Below are 15,072 nucleotides of genomic sequence, written 5' to 3'. Positions count from 1 at the left end.
GCCCGGGCTCACTCGTGCTGGTGCACATGCACCCACCGGCCGCCGAACGCGACGCGGAGATCGTCGCGGAGTCGCCGAGCGAGCGCGACGGCCTCCGAGGAGGTCTGCACCGTCGGCACGATGACCACGCCGGGGTTGCCGACCGTGCAGGACCCTTCGGCGTCCATGTCGCCGGCACGGGCTTCAGTGCCGCAGCCGGCACAGACGAACACCGGTTCCGGAGCACCGTCTGCCCAGGCGAAGAGCTGCGGGAACGCGACGTCCCCGTCGACCTCGGTGCCGCACGTCGGGCAACGAGGGCCGCGCATGTCCTCCATCGCGAGCCACAGACCGTCCGACACCCCGCAGGCGATGGTGCCGCGGTCGTCGTCCGCGCCGGCACCGGCGACCGGTCCGAGGAGATCGGGTTCACGCGCAGGGAAGCGCAGCCGAGCCACTGCCGGGTCGGGCGCTGCCCAGGCGTGCGCGCGGAGCCACGCCCCGACGGCGTCCGCGGTGGCCTCCTGCTGCGCCGCCGGCACGTCCAACGCCACGACGAAGTCCCGGTCCGCTCCGACCCGTCCATTGCACCACATGGCTCCGCGGCGGTGGGCGATGATGGTGGCCATGGATGCGACCCAGCTCGAACTCGACGTGGGCGGGACGGCGGCGTGGTCGTCGGCTGAGCCGGAACGCCTGGCGCGGTCGCTCGCCGAGAGCGTCCGTGTGCTCACCGCGATCGGCGGCTGCTACGCCGGCCCGTGGCAGCTGCGGCACGACCGCTTCCGGCCCGCGGTGGAGGACGTCGCGGCCGTGCCGCTCGAACGACTCGTCGTCGAGGTCGGCTCACGCCCGGTCCGCGACGTCGACGACCGGGCGCTGCCGGAGCACGGACACCGCTTCGCGCTCGACAACGGCACGGTGACCCTGCGCGTGTCCGCCACCAGGACGTGGCCGTCCGTGACCGTCGCGCCGTTCCGGGCGGCGCGCGGGGACGGCGTCGTGGACGACGCCGTCGTCGCGGCGGCGACGGACCTCTTGACGACCCTCGTGACGACCTGGGACGGCGAGTCCGCGCGTGCGCACCACGGACGAACGGTCGTCGCCGAAGTGGTGCCACCGCGCGGCGCCGTGCTGTCCGGGGCGCGAGACGACGAGGCGGGGGACATCTGATGGAGCGTGCGCTGCCGTCCGTGATCGTGCGGTGGGAGCGCGGCCGGGTCGTCCGTCCCTCCGACGTCGCGGACCGTCTCCGGACGACCCTCGCTGCACTCCGCGAGGCTGGTCCGGCGTACCAGGGGCCGTGGCGGCTCGGCGCAGAGCGGTGGGAACCGGAGTTGGCCGACGCCGAGGCACTCGCTCCGGCGGACCTCGTCGCGGCGGTCGGACGGCGACCGGAGCGGGACCACCTCGACCGGGTCGACCAGGGGCAGTCCGGTGGGTACACGGTGGGACTGACGAACGTTGCATGGGTCCAGGTCGCCGTCAGGCCGGACCATGTGCGGGTGTCGACACACCGGGTGCAGGATCCCTCAGCGTGGGACCTGCCGTCGTCGTCGGTGTGGCCTCGGCTCGCCGCCGCGCTCGGGACGGTCTGGGTCGGCGCCGTGGAGGTGCGGAGCAGCGATGTCGTCCTCGCGACCTGGACGCCGACCTGACGCTCAGCGGTGCTGGTGCACGTACGCCCACCGGTTCGGAAACGCCAGTCGGAGTTCGTCGATGAGCCGGACCGCCATCGCCGGCCCGTCGTGGTCCGGCGTGATGAGCACCAGGCCGGGGTTCCCGAAGACGAGGGAGGCCGACACGTCCATGTCGCCGGCCAGGGACACAGCCCCGCACCCGGTGCACGTGTAGACCGGTTCGTCGCCGTCGATCCAGTCGCCGAGTCGGCTCACGTCGTCGTCGTCAGCAACGGTCGTGCGACAGGACCAGCACGAGGGCCCCTCCATCGAGTCGACCGCGTCCCACATCGGGGTGCCGATGCCGCAGGACACCGTGCCGATCAGGGAGTCCCGAGCCCGGCCGGGCCGGTCCATCAGGAAGTCGTCGGCCCGTTCAGCGAGGAGGTCCGGCTCGCCGGACGGGAACTCGATCGCCGCTGCTGCCGGGTCGGGTCGCGCCCACCCCGTCGAACGGAGCCACGCCGTGACGCGGTCGGCCAGGGCCTGTTGATCGATGGACGGCACGTCCAGCGCGACGAGGAGTTCGCGGTGTTCGCTCATGGTGCGGTCCTTGCAGGCCAGGTCGCAACCAGAGCGCGGACGGGAGGCGCGGTGCGGGCCCGCACCGCGCCTCCCGTCCGCCGGTCGCGTCCGTGACTCACCAGGCGAAGTCCTCCGGCGACGTCTTGTGGCCGGGGAACAGCTCGTCCAGGCGCGCGAGCGCCGCGTCGTCGAGATGGATGTCCGTCGCGCGGACGGCCGACTCCCACTGCTCCATCGTGCGCGGGCCGGTGATCGGCGCCGTCACACCCGGCTGGTGGAGCAGCCACGCCAGGGCGAGCTCGCCGGGGGTGTGACCGAGGTCCTTCGCGAGGGCCTCGTACGCCGTCAGCTGGTCACGGTGTCCCTCGACGTACTCGGCGCTGCGGCCGGACAGACGGCGCGAGCCCTGCTCGGTCTTCTCGATGATGCCGCCGAGCAGGCCACCCTGCAGCGGCGACCACGGGATCAGGCCGAGACCGTAGTGGCGGGCGGCGGGCAGGACCTCGCGCTCGACGTCGCGGACGACGAGGTTGTAGATCGACTGCTCGCTGACGAGACCGAGGAAGTTGCGGTGCTTCGCTGCTTCCTGCGCCTGGGCGATGTGCCAGCCGGCGAAGTTCGACGAGCCGACGTACAGCACCTTGCCCTGCTGGACGGCGAGGTCCATCGCCTGCCAGATCTCGTCCCAGGGGGTGTCCCGGTCGACGTGGTGCATCTGGTACAGGTCGATGTGGTCCGTCTGCAGGCGCCGCAGGGACGCGTCGAGCGACTGCCGGATGTTGTAGGCCGACAGCTTGCCGCCGTTCGGCCACTCGATCATCTCGCCGTAGACCTTGGTGGCCAGGACGGTCTTCTCGCGACGTCCGCCGCCCTTGGCGAACCAGCGGCCGATGATCTCCTCGGTGGCGCCCTTGCCCACCGAGCCGCCGTAGCCGTTGGCGGTGTCGAAGAAGTTCACGCCGAGCTCGTGTGCCCGGTCCATGATCGCGTGCGAGTCGTCCTCGCTGGTCTCCGGTCCGAAGTTCATGGTGCCGAGCACTGCTCGTGACACCGACAGCCCTGTCCGTCCGAGGTGTGTGTAGTCCATGTGTCTGGTCTACCCCGTGCTCGCTGCGTCCTGACAGGCCCTGCGAGTACCGGTGACGACAGACGACGGACATCCGAGCCGCCGCCACAGGGAGGAGCACACCATGCCCGCTGACGACGACCTGCCCGGCACGCTGCTGCGTTCGCCGGAGCATGCCCAGGCGATCTACGCCGCGGCGCGGAAGTCCGCCGAGGCCGAGTACGGCGAGGGGGAACGTGCCGGCCGCACGGCCTGGGCGGCGGTGAAGCACGAGTACGAGAAGGTCGGGGACCACTGGGAGGCGAAGGAGTCCTCGGGGCCGTCGGACTCCGGTACGACCCAGGAGGGCGTCGACGCCACCGCGACGAAGGCGCACCTGATGGAGATCGCGAAGCGTCTGGACGTCCGCGGACGGTCGTCGATGGACAAGGGTCAGCTGATCGAGGCGATCAAGCGGGCGAACCGGGCGGCGAGCGCGGCCGCACGGCGGTGACGCATTCCGCGCCGCGCATGCACGGCGCGACGCCCGGAGTACCGTTCGTCGGATGAACATCCCTTCCCTCCGCGGCAGCCGGATCCTCGGGTTCGGACACCACCAGCCATCGCGGGTGCTGGACAACGCAGAACTGTCGACGATGGTCGACACGAACGACGAGTGGATCGTCACCCGTACCGGGATCAGGACCCGGCACATCGCGGGCGAGGGCGACACCGTCACGTCGATGGCCACCGAGGCCGGCCGTGCGGCCCTCGCCGACGCGGGGCTCGCACCGACGGACGTCGACCTGGTCGTCGTCGCCTCGACGACCCACCGCGACCGTGCGCCGTACACCGCCGGCCGTGTCGCGGCAGCCCTCGGCATGACGAACGGCCCGGCGCCCATCGACATCAACACCGCGTGCAGCGGGTTCGAGTACGCGATGGGCATCGCGGACCAGGCCATCCGGACCGGGAGCGCCGACACCGCCCTCGTGATCGGGTCGGAGGTGCTGTCCGGCATCGTCGACTGGACCGACCGCTCGACGTGCGTGCTCGTCGGCGACGGGGCCGGTGCGACCCTGCTCGGCGTGTCCGACACCCCGGAGATCGGGCCGGTGTCGTGGGGGAGCGTCCCGCACCTGCAGGACGCCGTGCGCGTCAGCGGCGAACCGGAGCGGTTCTCGCAGGAGGGTCGCTCGATCTACCGGTGGGCGATCACCGAGGCCGAGGGACACGCGCGCAAGGTCGTCGAGCAGGCCGGGCTGACGATGGACGACATCGCGGTGTTCGCGTTCCACCAGGCGAACCTGCGGATCATCGAGCCGCTGGTGACGGCACTCGGCGGCGAGTCGAAGTACGTCGTGCGCGACGTCGTCGAGTCGGGCAACACGTCCGCCGCGAGCGTGCCGCTCGGGCTGTCGAAGGCGTGGGCCCGCGGCGAGCTGCCCGAGGGGGTGCCGGCGCTGCTGTTCGGGTTCGGCGGGGGCTTCGCCCACGCTGGACAGGTGGTCACCACGCCGGTGCGCGCGCGGTGAGTCGGACGTCTGCGTGATGCGCTCGAGTGTCTGCGCGATGCGCCCGACTGTCGGCGCGATGCGCTGGACGGTAGACGTGATGCGCTCGACCGCCTGACGGACGGGAGGCCCGTGGCTGCCTCGCCACGGACCTCCGGTCCGTGCTGCCGGCGACCCGTGTGCCGAGTCGTCAGAGGGCTCGGCCGCCGGGCCGTCCGTCGCGCACGGCACGCTTGTCTGCCTGCTGCTGGCGCTTGTCGGCTTTCTGCTGGAGCTTCCGCTCGCGCCGGTTCGGCTTGTCCGCGCGACTCGGCGTGCCCGACGACTGCTCGAGCACGATCGGGAAGTGCGCCGGCGGCTCGCCGAAGCCGGTCCTCGATGCCTGGATCACCTTGCGGCCGAGCGCGTGGTTGCCCAGCCCGCCCACCGCTGCGCCGATGCCGAAGGGCAGCGCGCGACCGAGGATCGACGTGCCCTGGCGTGCGACGAAGCGCTTGATGAACGAGTCCCGGACCTGCTTCGCGATCCCGCTGACCGCCTGCTGCGGCAGCGACGACGCCACCATCTCGCCCCAGAAGGCCGTGCGCGCCTGACCGCCGGCGGCCTGGCCGGCGAGCTGCTTGATGAGCTGCGTGCCGGGCGTGCCGAGGATCATCGCCATGACGAGCGTGCGCGAGCGTTCCGGGTCGTCGAGCGTGATTCCGTGGACCTCGGTCACCGACTGGGCGAACAGGGCGGTGGCCTCGAGGAACCCGATCGTCTCGGCACCGCTCAGGCCGAAGCTGGCGGCCATCCCGATGCCCGGCACGACCGCACTCGCGCCTACTGCCGCACCACCGGTCGTGACCGCGGTCAGGTAGTGGCGTTCGAGGATCTCGATGACCTCGGCCGGGGTGGCGTCGGGCTTGCGGCGCCGGATGCCGTTGACGTGCGCAACGACTGCCGGGTGCTGGACGTCGAGGATGCGGTCGAGCATCTTCGCCCAGCCCTTCGACGTCGCGGGGACCTGGGTGGGGGGTGCGGACTGGTCGAGGGGGGCGGAGGGCAACGGGACGATCGCCTGGTCCCGCTCGCCCGACCGGTCGTTCTGCTTCGGGGCCATGCCGCAACGCTACGCCGGGCACGTGGGAGGGTCGCTGGATGGCTCCGGAACACGCGTCAGTGGAAGTGGGAACCGTGGGTCGTGGCTCGGGACGTGGCTCGGGTCGTGGGAGGGGCGCACGAGCGCCACGATGCTCAGCGACAGGGCACGCCGGCGCTGACGAGCTTTGCACGAACCACCTCCGGGTCCATCAGGTCGGCCCAGGTCAGTCGGACGACACGGCGGACTTCGGCGAAGGAGCGGACGAAGTCCTCGCGCTGCTTCTCGCGCCAGTGGGCATCGGCGGTCGAGATGCCGTCGAGCATCGTGGGGTCTTGGTACTTCGCGCGACCATCCACCTCGACCACGACGCCCTGGGTCGGGAACCAGAAGTCCACGATGGCCCGTTGGTCGCCGGGGCGGGAGAACTCGTGCTGCTGGACCGGATCCGTGGTGCCGAGCTGGCGGAAGCGCACGCGGGCGACCGACTCTGCCGCAGACCCTGACCGCGTCGATCCCATCGCGATCGCCGTACGTGCTCGTGCGAAGGCCTTCGGTGCCGTTCGGTCGAGTTCCTCGCTGAGCAGTGCGCGCGTTGTGGCCCCCTGCCCGAGCGCGGCATCGATCATCGGGACCGCCGCCGTCAGGGTCGCCGTGCAAGCGACATCGGCGAGCGTCCTGACCAGCGACGTGACCCGTGCGCCGGCGAACTCGACGGGGAGCGTAGACGGATGCCGTTCTCGATGTTCGTCGGGGGGCAGCTCGACGACCCCGTGGTGGACCCGGAGGAAGCGACTGCCGTCTGGCCGAGCACGGCGCGGGTCGGTCAGGTGTACCTGATCGGGTGGCGGCTCGACGAACGGCAGCGCGTGGACCGCCGCGGCCGAGGCGTGGGAGATGACCCGCGGCGGGAGAACGAGCGGAGCGGTGGCGCGGACGAGCACGAGGTGGCGTTGCTCGGGGAAGAGCCCTGCCACGTCGGCTGGCCGGACGAGTACGCCGGGTCGGATCGCGATGTACTCCCCACGATGGACTGCTCGTTGGAGTGCGCGGCGTTCAGCGCTGTCGTGGTGGGCGATGCGGATGAGCGGGACGGTCGGAGCTGCAGACATGACGACACTGTCGCGCTTCCGGGGCTTGGACCGCGTCGCCGGAGGCCGATCTGTGGATGATGCCCCGAGCCTCCAGGATGTGGAGGAGAGTCGTGCGCCGCCGGCGCGACAGGGACGGTGTCGGACGACAGCGAGGTTGTCGCGCGGGTGGCGACGGTCCGCTGGGACGACAGCGACGGTGTCGTACGACAGCGACGATGTCGCGCGGGTGGCGAGGATCCGCTGGGACGACAGGGACGATGTCGTACGACAGCGAGGTTGTCGCACGGGCGGCAAGCATCCGCGGGTGCGACATGTGCGATGTCGTACGACATCGACCATGTCGTTCCGAGTCAGCGGCGGGGCGGGCGGCGGGCCGAATCCGCGCCAGCCCCCCCCCTACGCCCGCGCCAGCTCCGCGCGCAGCGGAAGGTCCTGGTCCTCGAGGATGAACTGCGCACCGACACCCGTCCGCGCGTTGACGACCACCGGTGCGAGCAGGTTCACCGTCGTGCCGGAGGCGCCCGGGGTCGCGACCACGAGCAGCATCGCCTCGGTCGGGTCGGTCAGCGTGATCGACGCCGCCTGGCTGTCGGACAGCGACGGTGCGTACGACGGCAGGTGCACGGCGGCGTCGAGCAGGTACAGCCGCGGCTCGGTGACACCGGACGCGGTGGTGCCCGCCCCGACGAGCGTGAACAGCCCGTCGGTGTCGACGACCGGCGTCAGGGTGAAGGAGTCGAGCGGCTCGAGGCCGAAGGGTGCGACGGAGAAGGTGAGGGGGATGCTCATCGGAGGTAGTCCATCAGGGTCGGCTGCAGGACCTTCGCGGTGACGGCGAGGGCTGCCTGGTAGTTGGTCTGCTGCACCTGCAGGTCGAGGACGGCCTTGGCCAGGTCCTTGTCCTCGACCGACGAGCGCCGTGCCTCGAGGTCGACGGATGCCGACTTCAGGGACGACTGCGCGGCGAGGGCGGCCGCGTGCCGGACACCGACGTCGGCCTGGGCCCCGCGCACCGTGTCGATGCGGGCGTCGAGGTCGTTGAGCCTCGGGTTCACGTTCACGCCGTTCTGCAGGTCGGTGACGATCGAGGAGATGGTGGCGAAGACGGACTCGGCGCCCGAGCCGAACACGGCGGTGCCGGTGGTGTCCACACGCACCGAGGTGCCGTCCCCGATGCGGCGGTCGACGGGTGCGGTCGAGGCCGTCCAGCCGGTGGACGGGTCGAACACGGTGGCGGCGGTGGACGCGCCGGCGAAGACGGAGCGGGTGCCGTACTTCGTGTTCGCGCTCGATGCCAGGTCGGCGGCCAGGCCCTGGAACTGGGTGATCATGGCAGCACGGTCGGTGTCGCCCATCGTGCCGGAGTTCGCCGCCTGCACGGTCAGGTCGCGCACCTTCGACAGCACGGAGTACACGTCGCCCAGGGCGCTGTCGGTCGTGGCGAGCCAGCCGGCGGCGTCGTTCGCGTTCCGCGCGTACTGCGCGTTCGCTGCCTGGTCCTTGCGGACCTGCATCGCCGACGCGGTGCCGACGGGGTCGTCCGACGGACGCCCGATCGCCTTGAGCGTGGTGGCTTGGTCCGTCAGCTGCGCGAGCTTGGCGGCACCGGCCTGCAGCCGCGACGTGGCGGCTGCCATGGACATCTGGGTGGTGACCCGGGTGATCATCGTCATCCCCTCCCGACCAGGCCGACGCGGTTGATCAGCGTGTCGAGCATCTCGTCGACGGCGGTCAGGACGCGGGCTGCGCCCTGGTAGGCGTGCTGGTAGCTCAACAGGTTCACGTTCTCCTCGTCCAGGTCGACCCCGGCACCGGACTGCTGCTGGCTCTGCGCGTTGGTCAGGGCGAGTCCGGACAGCGTCGCCTCGGACGTGGCCGACCGGGAGGCCGTGCCCACCCCCGCCACGAACGTCGCCCAGGACGCATCGGGTGCGTCCACGGCGGCGCCGAGCTGGCCGATGGCGTCTGCCACCCGGCCGTCGTGGTCGCCCGCCGCGTTCCGCGTCGCGATGCCGCTCGCTTCGGTCGGTACGACGGTCAGACCCTGCGCCGCGGGGACGCCGGCGGTCAGGGCGAAGAAGTCGACGCCCGTGGTGCCGGCCGGCGTGGTGCCGGCGCGGTGTGCGGCGTTGACCTGCGTGGCGAGGGCGGTGGCGACCCGGTCGTAGGCGGCCGAGGCCTGGGCGAGCGCGCCGCCGGTGCCGTTGGCGGTCGCGGGCGCCAGGAGCGACACGTTGCCGGCGATCGATCCGCCGGTCAGGGCCACGGCCGATGCGGAGCCGGAGGTCCAGGTGAGCGTCACGCCCGTGGCGTCTCCCAGGCGCGTGCCGCCGCCGAGCGCGACGGAGCGGGCGTCGCTGCCCTGCACCAGGGGGTTGCCGCCGATCAGGACGTCCACGGTGCCGTCGGCGTTCGTGCGGGTCGTCCCGCCGGCCAGCGACGCGATCTGCTGGGTGAGCTGGTCCCGCTGGTCCATCAGCTCGTTGGCGTTCCCGCCGCCGGCGACGGTGGTGCGGATGCGGCCGTTCAGGTCGGCGACCTGCTTCGCGGCGTCGTTCAGCTGCGTGACCTGTCCGGCGACGGTGGCGCGGACGGAGGTCCACTGCGCGTCGACGGCATTGGAGCCACTGGACAGTGCCGCGGCGACCGTACCGGCGGCGCCGATGAGCGCCGTGGCGGCTCCCGGGTCGTCGGTGTGGGTGGCGAGGTCGCTCCACGCGGACCACATCGTGTCGAGCTTCGTGGCCACCCCGTCGGCGCCCGGCTCGTGCAGCCCGGACTCCAGCTGGTCGAGGGCGGTCGCGCGGGTGGTGGCGTACGCCGAGGAACCGGCGGCGGCGCGGACACCGGCGTCGAGCGTCATCGACCCCAGCCGGGCGATGCCGTCGATCGACACACCCTGTCCGGCCAGGGCCGCGGTGCCCCGCATGAACCCGGTCTGCACGGCGGGGACCGACGACTGGGTGACACGCTGACGGGTGTAGCCGGCGGTGCCGGCGTTGGCGATGTTCTGGCCCGTGACCTCGATGCCGGCGCGGGCGGCGCTCAGGCCGGAGTACGCGGTGGCGAGGGAGCCGAAGGTGCTGACCACGGTGTCACAGGCTCCCGTCGAACAGGCGTGCTTCGCCCGAAGCGCGCCCGGACGTGCCGGTCGCGTCGTACGTCGCGGTGTCGCCGACCGTGCCGGCGAGGGTCTCCTCGGTGGCCTGGGCGGCGGTGCGCAGGAAGCGGTCGTTCTCGTCGCGGAGCGTGCCGATGTGGGTCGTGAGCTCGAGCATCGCCTGCAGGTGCGATGCCAGGATCTCGCCCCACGGACCCGAGGGGGCAGCAGCGACGACGTCACGCAGGGGAGCCGCGGGGTCGACGCCCCACTCCTCGGCGACGGCGGCGCTCTGCGCGCTGCGCTCGAGCCCGGTCGTGCGGAGCCGCTGGAGCACCTGCTCGACCTCGCGGCTGGCGTGCGACACCCAGCGGGAGCGCCCGGCGGCGAGCAGCAGCTGCTCCTCCTCGAGCTTGAACGTGAGCAGCTCGAGCAGTTCTCGTTCGCGCCAGAGCACGGCGGACAGGTCGTTCACGCTCATCATCTCCTCCCGGTGTCGGTCGTCTTGCGGACACCGGGGACTATCGGTCGGGGCGGGCGCCCCGTAAGCGCGCGGCCCTCGAGTGCGGTCACGCGATCGGCCGCCACCTCCACTCCGGGGGACAAACACGCAGCCCGGATCGGTCATGTCCCCCCAAGTGCGGACACCCGAAACGCCCTCGTCCCCCCGCACTGGGGACGATCACAGGGGTGTTCAGCGCTTTGCCAGCCGATACATTCGAGATGCACACCGGGGGACACCCCGGGACGCGCCACGGGGGCGCGGAGTGCACCGCCCGGAGGGAACCGGGTGGTCTTCGGCGTACTCACCGGCCACGACGCGGCCGGTGTTCGTCGTGCCCACCGACCGGGTGGGACACACGACGATGGCGAGCCCCACGGACGGGGACACACCGATCGAGACGACCAGGGGAAGCGCATGGACCGCACCGAACGCAACGCGATGATCACCGAGCACCTGCCGCTCGTGGGCTACATCGTGTCCGACGTCCGTGCACGAGCCACCCACCTCGACCGCGACGACCTGGCCGCCGTCGGCTCGCTCGCCCTGGTCGCCGCCGCCGAGGCGTTCGACCCGACGCTCGGCGTGCCGTTCGGCGCGTACGCCCGGACCCGCATCACCGGTGCCATCGCCGACGACATGCGCTCCGCCGACTGGGCCAGCCGCGGGACCCGCAAGCGCATCCGCGAGACCCTCGCGACGCGTGAGGCGCTGACGTCCCAGCTCGGCCGCAGCGTCTCCGTGCAGGAGGTCGCCGACGCGATGGGCGTGGACCGTCAGACCGCGCTCGATGCGATGAGCGACGCCGGACGCACCGTGACCGCGATCGACGAGACCGTGCACGACACCGTCGCCGCCGACCTGCCGCTGCCCGGCGACGACCTGGTCGAGACCGAACGTCGCCGCTACCTCCGCGCTGCCGTCCAGGCGCTGCCGGAGCGGATGCGGTACGTCGTCGAGGCGGTCTACTTCGGCGACCGGTCCGTGACCGAGGTCGCCGCAGAGCTCGGCATCACGCACTCCGCGGTGTCGCAGCAGCGCTCCGAGGCGATGCGCCTGCTGCGCGACGGCCTCGCCACGCACTACGGCGACGGCGGCGCCGCTCCCGAGCCGGTCTCGCGCACGACCGCCGCGCGCCGGAGCGCCTACCTGGCACGGGTCGCGACGAACGCCGCGGTCGGCGTCGCCCGCGCGGTGCAGGACGCGACGAGCGGCCACCAGGTCGTCGCCAGTTGATCGTGGGGGACCGGCGCCGAGGAAATCGTGCCGGTTCTCCTAACGCCTCCGGTCGTTCGGCCGACAGGCATCCATGTCAGCCCACGGACGGGCAGACGAAGACCCAGAATTCACGGAGGAAACCACCATGGGTATGTCCATCAACACCAACCTCTCGGCACTCAACACGTACCGGAACCTCAACGCGACGCAGGGCGACCTGTCGAAGTCCCTCGAGAAGCTCTCGAGCGGCCTCCGCATCAACCGTGCCGCTGACGACGCTTCGGGCCTGACGATCTCCGAGGGACTGAAGTCCCAGGTCGGTGGCCTCACGGTCGCCGCCCGCAACGCGCAGGACGGCATCTCCGTCGTGCAGACCGCTGAAGGTGGGCTCACCGAGACCCACTCGATCCTCCAGCGCATGCGCGACCTGGCAGTGCAGGCCGGCAACGACTCGAACAACGAGGACTCGCGGACCGCGATCAGCACCGAGGTCGGGCAGCTCACCCAGGAGCTCACCCGCATCTCGGCCTCGACCAACTTCAACGGCATCAACCTGCTCGACGGCTCCGCCGGCACCGCAGGCGTGCTGAAGTTCCAGGTCGGCGCCAACGGTGACGCGGCCAGCCAGATCGACGTGGACCTGTCGAAGTCGAGCGTCAAGGACGTGGCCACCGCGGTCGGCGCCCTGAAGTTCGACAGCGCTGACGACGCCCAGGCGTCCATCACCGCACTCGACGCGCAGATCAAGTACGTCTCCTCGGCTCGTTCGAACATCGGTGCCATCCAGAACCGCTTCGACCACGCCATCAACGTGACGAACGTGGCGAAGGAGAACCTCACCGCGGCGTCCTCGCGCATCACCGACGTCGACATGGCGGAGGAGATGGTCAAGTACACGCGCGACAACATCCTCAGCCAGGCCGGCACGTCGATGCTCGCGCAGGCGAACCAGAGCACGCAGGGCGTCCTGTCGCTGCTCCGCTAGTCGCGACCGCGCCGCTCTCCGGGACAGTTCAGGCCTCCCGGGGAGCGGCGCACCACCCCTGACCACCACTGCGCCGAGGAGCCAGGATGTCCACGTCGTCCGTGTCGAGTGGCAGTTTCGCCATCGACGGTCTCGTGTCCGGGCTCAAGACGACGGACCTCATCAACTCGCTCATGTCGGTCGAGTCGGTGCCGCAGACCCTGCTCAAGAACAAGGTCACGACGACCAACTCGTTTATCTCGTCGCTGCAGACGATGAACTCGCTGGTGCAGACCCTGGCGTCGAAGGCGGCGGACGCGGCGAAGGCCTCGTCGCTCGACGTGTACACCGGCACGAGCTCGAGCCCCGGCGCCACGGTGGCGACCGGTGCGAACGCCGCACCCGGTTCGGTGTCGTTCACCGTCGGGTCGACAGCGGCCGCGCAGGTCGGGGTCACCGCCGCGATGGCGACGTGGTCCACCGGCGCACAGCCGGTGACGATCACGCGCGCCGACGGCACGACCACCACGGTCACGCCCGCGTCCGGGTCGCTCGACGACGTCGCATCGGCGATCACCAAGTCCGCCGCGGGCGTCACGGCGACCAAGGTGGCCGCCGGCACCGCGGCCGACGGCACGAAGCTCTGGCGGCTGCAGCTCACCGCGACCTCGACCGGCGCCGCCGGGGCGTTCACCGTCCACCGCGGCACGGCCGACCAGGTCGCTGCCGGCTCCGGCACGGACGTCCTCGCCGAGCCCGGTGCGGCCGTCGTCCGCACGGCCTCGGACGCCTCGGTCACGCTCTGGGCCGGCACCGCCGCGGCGCAGACCGTGACGAGCGCGTCGAACACGTTCACGGACCTGCTGCCCGGTGTCACGGTCACGGTCTCACAAGCGACCACCGACCCGGTGACGGTCACCGTCGCCCGGGACACCACGAAGGCACAGTCGGTCGCCTCCGGCCTGGTCGACGCGATGAACGCCATCGCGAAGTACTACGGGTCGAACACCGGCGTCACGAACACGACGAGCGCCACCTCGGGCACGACGACGACCACGGCCGGTGTGCTGCTCGGTGACGCCACCACGCGCGACGCCATGCAGCGCCTGTCGAGCACGATGTCGGCACCCGTGAACGGCAGGTCCCCGTCGTCGATCGGCATCTCGATCACCAAGGACGGCGACTTCACCTTCGACCCGGACGCCTTCCAGAAGGCCCTGGCAGCCGACCCCGAGGGCACGCAGGCAGTCGTCTCCGGACTCGCGACCACCGTCGGTGCCGCCGCCACCGCGATCTCGGACAAGTACACCGGGTCGCTCACCACCGCGATCAGTGGACAGCAGTCCGTGGTCAAGGACCTCAACGACCAGATCGACCGCTGGACGGACCGCCTGGCATCGCGCAAGTCGGCGTTGCAGACGCAGTACGCCGCGCTCGAGACCAACCTCAGCAAGCTCCAGTCGCAGTCGAGCTGGCTCTCCAGCCAGATCGCGTCGATGTCGAGCTGATCGGGACACCACCATGACGTACGACAACCTCTCGCAGCGCCGCCGTGCGCAGTACACGAACGAGTCCGTGCTGTCGGCGACGCCGGCGCAGCTCGTCACGATGCTGTACGACCGGCTGCTGCTCGACCTGCACCGTGCCGAGGCCGCGCAGACGACGGGCGACTGGGATGCCGCTCGCGACCAGCTGCTGCACGCCCAGGCCATCGTCGGCGAGCTGTCGTCCACGCTGCGCATCGACGCGTGGGACGGCGGCGAGGGCCTGCTGGCGATCTACAACTACGCGTCGACCTCGCTCATCACCGCGAACGTCCACCGCGACGTGCAGGCCACCCGCGACTGCATCCGGATCCTCGAGCCGCTGCGCCAGGCCTGGCACGATGCGGCCAGCACCATGACCGCGACCGCACCGGTCGCATCGGGCGGAGCCCTCGGTGTCGCCTGAACAGCGGGACGCGGCGCACCGCGCCGAGTGGGAGGCCGTGCTCACCGTCCTGGAACGGGCGGCGGTCGACGACGACCCGGCCCCCTGGCACGCGCCGACCGGGCTGGGACCGGTGCCGCGCGCACTGATGGGGCGGGCCTCCCGGCTGCTCGCCGCCCAGCACGACCGCATGCAGTCCCTGGAACTGCAGCGCCGCGCCACGCTCGAGCACCTCGGCGCCCTGCGCCAGGTCGACGCGACCCGCGAGCCGCAGCGCTCGGTCTACCTCGACGCCAGCGCGTAGGCGCCCTCCCGGCCCCCGTTCGGGGCGAGCACTAACGAGCCCGACGCGACCCACCGATAGCGCACCACGAGCACGGATCGCTCGACCACCCGGCCACGGATCGGCCACCACCGCACGACGTCATCACCGGACCGGCGA

19 protein-coding genes are annotated in these 15,072 nt (G+C 71.5%); 10 read left to right on the top strand and 9 right to left on the bottom strand.

What is annotated here, in order from left to right:
- Positions 1 to 8: 8 nt before the first annotated feature.
- Positions 9 to 608 (bottom strand): hypothetical protein, encoded by a 600-nt coding sequence (locus tag ACLBWP_RS02230; RefSeq protein WP_447653862.1) that lies wholly within the window; start codon positions 606 to 608, stop codon positions 9 to 11.
- Here ACLBWP_RS02230 and ACLBWP_RS02225 point away from each other — a divergent pair.
- Together ACLBWP_RS02225 and ACLBWP_RS02220 are read left to right on the top strand one after the other, a co-directional pair.
- Positions 607 to 1,152 carry a hypothetical protein gene (locus ACLBWP_RS02225; RefSeq protein WP_447653861.1) on the top strand — a complete coding sequence of 182 codons (546 nt, stop codon included), beginning with the start codon at positions 607 to 609 and terminating at the stop codon, positions 1,150 to 1,152. The two genes, ACLBWP_RS02230 and ACLBWP_RS02225, sit on opposite strands and share 2 nt — an antisense overlap.
- Positions 1,152 to 1,637 (top strand): hypothetical protein, encoded by a 486-nt coding sequence (locus tag ACLBWP_RS02220; RefSeq protein ID WP_447653860.1) that lies wholly within the window; start codon positions 1,152 to 1,154, stop codon positions 1,635 to 1,637. Before ACLBWP_RS02225 ends, ACLBWP_RS02220 begins: the two co-directional genes overlap by 1 nt.
- A 3-nt stretch (positions 1,638 to 1,640) precedes the next feature.
- Here ACLBWP_RS02220 and ACLBWP_RS02215 read toward each other — a convergent pair whose 3' ends face one another.
- Together ACLBWP_RS02215 and ACLBWP_RS02210 are read right to left on the bottom strand one after the other, a co-directional pair.
- Positions 1,641 to 2,201: a hypothetical protein gene (locus tag ACLBWP_RS02215; protein WP_447653859.1), complete on the bottom strand. Its 561-nt coding sequence runs from the start codon at positions 2,199 to 2,201 to the stop codon at positions 1,641 to 1,643.
- Between the two features lie 97 nt (positions 2,202 to 2,298).
- Positions 2,299 to 3,270: an aldo/keto reductase gene (locus ACLBWP_RS02210; protein ID WP_447653858.1), complete on the bottom strand. Its 972-nt coding sequence runs from the start codon at positions 3,268 to 3,270 to the stop codon at positions 2,299 to 2,301.
- Positions 3,271 to 3,373: 103 nt separating this feature from the next.
- Between ACLBWP_RS02210 and ACLBWP_RS02205 the strand changes: the two genes are divergently transcribed.
- Complete coding sequence (locus ACLBWP_RS02205; RefSeq protein WP_447653857.1) at positions 3,374 to 3,742, top strand: ChaB family protein; 369 nt, start codon at positions 3,374 to 3,376, stop codon at positions 3,740 to 3,742.
- 52 nt (positions 3,743 to 3,794) lie between these two features.
- The gene (locus ACLBWP_RS02200; RefSeq protein WP_447653856.1) at positions 3,795 to 4,763 is read left to right on the top strand and encodes a beta-ketoacyl-ACP synthase III; all 969 of its coding nucleotides are present in this window, start codon (positions 3,795 to 3,797) and stop codon (positions 4,761 to 4,763) included.
- A 169-nt stretch (positions 4,764 to 4,932) separates the two neighbouring features.
- Here the strand turns inward: ACLBWP_RS02200 and ACLBWP_RS02195 are convergent, their stop codons facing one another.
- Positions 4,933 to 5,844 (bottom strand): hypothetical protein, encoded by a 912-nt coding sequence (locus ACLBWP_RS02195; RefSeq protein ID WP_447653855.1) that lies wholly within the window; start codon positions 5,842 to 5,844, stop codon positions 4,933 to 4,935.
- A gap of 134 nt (positions 5,845 to 5,978) precedes the next feature.
- On the bottom strand, positions 5,979 to 6,452 hold the full coding sequence (locus ACLBWP_RS02190; RefSeq protein WP_243561159.1) for a hypothetical protein: 474 nt from the start codon (positions 6,450 to 6,452) through the stop codon (positions 5,979 to 5,981).
- 102 nt (positions 6,453 to 6,554) lie between these two features.
- Here ACLBWP_RS02190 and ACLBWP_RS02185 point away from each other — a divergent pair, with 102 nt between their 5' ends.
- Entirely contained in the window at positions 6,555 to 6,995 is a 441-nt protein-coding gene (locus ACLBWP_RS02185; protein WP_447653854.1) for a hypothetical protein, read from the top strand.
- Between the two features lie 318 nt (positions 6,996 to 7,313).
- On the opposite strand, the gene fliW is transcribed toward ACLBWP_RS02185, so the two are convergent.
- The 4 genes from fliW to ACLBWP_RS02165 are packed head-to-tail and all read right to left on the bottom strand — an operon-like array spanning position 7,314 to position 10,498.
- On the bottom strand, positions 7,314 to 7,706 hold the full coding sequence (gene fliW, locus ACLBWP_RS02180) for a flagellar assembly protein FliW (protein WP_447653853.1): 393 nt from the start codon (positions 7,704 to 7,706) through the stop codon (positions 7,314 to 7,316).
- On the bottom strand, positions 7,703 to 8,584 hold the full coding sequence (gene flgL, locus ACLBWP_RS02175; RefSeq protein ID WP_447653852.1) for a flagellar hook-associated protein FlgL: 882 nt from the start codon (positions 8,582 to 8,584) through the stop codon (positions 7,703 to 7,705). Before flgL ends, fliW begins: the two co-directional genes overlap by 4 nt.
- Positions 8,585 to 8,586: 2 nt before the next feature.
- On the bottom strand, positions 8,587 to 10,008 hold the full coding sequence (gene flgK, locus ACLBWP_RS02170) for a flagellar hook-associated protein FlgK (protein WP_447653851.1): 1,422 nt from the start codon (positions 10,006 to 10,008) through the stop codon (positions 8,587 to 8,589).
- Positions 10,009 to 10,012: 4 nt separating this feature from the next.
- Positions 10,013 to 10,498 carry a flagellar protein FlgN gene (locus tag ACLBWP_RS02165; RefSeq protein ID WP_447653850.1) on the bottom strand — a complete coding sequence of 162 codons (486 nt, stop codon included), beginning with the start codon at positions 10,496 to 10,498 and terminating at the stop codon, positions 10,013 to 10,015.
- A 438-nt stretch (positions 10,499 to 10,936) separates the two neighbouring features.
- On the opposite strand from ACLBWP_RS02165, the gene ACLBWP_RS02160 reads away from it, so the two are divergent.
- The 5 genes from ACLBWP_RS02160 to ACLBWP_RS02140 all read left to right on the top strand — a co-directional run bounded on the left by ACLBWP_RS02160 (position 10,937) and on the right by ACLBWP_RS02140 (position 14,934).
- Positions 10,937 to 11,755 (top strand): sigma-70 family RNA polymerase sigma factor, encoded by an 819-nt coding sequence (locus ACLBWP_RS02160; protein ID WP_447653849.1) that lies wholly within the window; start codon positions 10,937 to 10,939, stop codon positions 11,753 to 11,755.
- Between the two features lie 127 nt (positions 11,756 to 11,882).
- Positions 11,883 to 12,722, top strand: a complete 840-nt coding sequence (locus tag ACLBWP_RS02155) for a flagellin N-terminal helical domain-containing protein (protein ID WP_243561166.1) — start codon at positions 11,883 to 11,885, stop codon at positions 12,720 to 12,722.
- A gap of 86 nt (positions 12,723 to 12,808) precedes the next feature.
- Entirely contained in the window at positions 12,809 to 14,209 is a 1,401-nt protein-coding gene (fliD, locus tag ACLBWP_RS02150) for a flagellar filament capping protein FliD (RefSeq protein WP_243561167.1), read from the top strand.
- 13 nt (positions 14,210 to 14,222) lie between these two features.
- A complete protein-coding gene (fliS, locus tag ACLBWP_RS02145; RefSeq protein WP_447653848.1) occupies positions 14,223 to 14,651 on the top strand; it encodes a flagellar export chaperone FliS in 429 nt (142 codons plus the stop codon).
- Entirely contained in the window at positions 14,641 to 14,934 is a 294-nt protein-coding gene (locus ACLBWP_RS02140; RefSeq protein ID WP_447653846.1) for a hypothetical protein, read from the top strand. Before fliS ends, ACLBWP_RS02140 begins: the two co-directional genes overlap by 11 nt.
- Positions 14,935 to 15,072 lie beyond the last annotated feature (138 nt).

It is taken from the genome of Microbacterium sp. M1A1_1b, from assembly GCF_053345565.1.
The sequence above is the reverse complement of the archived record's forward strand: the minus strand, read 5'-3'. Positions and strand labels throughout refer to the sequence as shown.